General features: G+C 38.3%; 2 protein-coding genes. Both read right to left on the bottom strand.

Translation table 11 applies throughout. The features are described from left to right. Positions 1–17: 17 nt before the first annotated feature. A complete protein-coding gene (locus tag CVN76_RS01715; RefSeq protein ID WP_100530150.1) occupies positions 18–311 on the bottom strand; it encodes a hypothetical protein in 294 nt (97 codons plus the stop codon). Positions 312–346: 35 nt separating this feature from the next. After that, entirely contained in the window at positions 347–730 is a 384-nt protein-coding gene (locus CVN76_RS01710) for a hypothetical protein (protein WP_442857529.1), read from the bottom strand. Between the last annotated feature and the right edge of the window lie 32 nt (positions 731–762).

The following is a 762-nucleotide window of genomic DNA, read 5'->3' as shown; positions in this document are numbered from 1 at the left end:
ATGTGCAAACCTCCCTTTTATTTGGGCCTATTATGAAGCTCTTTCATGGCAGCTTTATATTTTGCCTTTAATTCTGTATGAGCCTTTTTAAGTTCCTCATGAGTTTGGACATGGACCGATAATCTTTCCGCCTTGGAATTTACCACACTGTATTTTTTGTTGATTTTCCTAATGGTCTCTGCCTGGCTTTTCACCTTATTGCCCGTTTGGATATAGGAACTTTGAATCTCATCCAGCAAAGGTTTTAAACGTTTTGTTGAAACTGTCTTTTGGCCGTCCACAATTCGACGAAGCTCGGCTAGTTCTTTCATGAGTGGGCTCCTTCCCTGTTTATTCGCGACATACTTTATTTACTTGTCTGTAAGTCAATGTCTGGAATGATTTCTTCTGGCCTAAATAACACTTTATAATGGTATGCATCTTCGTACTTCGCATCTGTTTGTTCTACAAAGTAGCTTACGTTGTCACTCAAGCCAAGGTAATGCTTCTTGTATTGATCTTTTCCAACTTTGCAAGTGACAGTTAGCTTCTTACCACTATCCGTATTAAGTGCACATAGCCCTTCAACCGTAAGAAGGTATTTGTCTGTTATTCCATTGAAAAATACTACTCTTCTCTGTACTTCAAAAGAATCTGCTGACTTTGATAGATTCTCTGAAACCGTATCTGCTTCGGTCGTACAACCTACCAAAGATACAATTGACGTAATCCCTAAAACAAACAACGCCATCTTCTTTTTCATTTTCATCAACCTTTCATTTT

The organism is Bacillus sp. mrc49, assembly GCF_002803435.1.
Note: the sequence above shows the minus strand (reverse complement) of the source record. Positions and strands in the feature narration are given on the sequence as shown.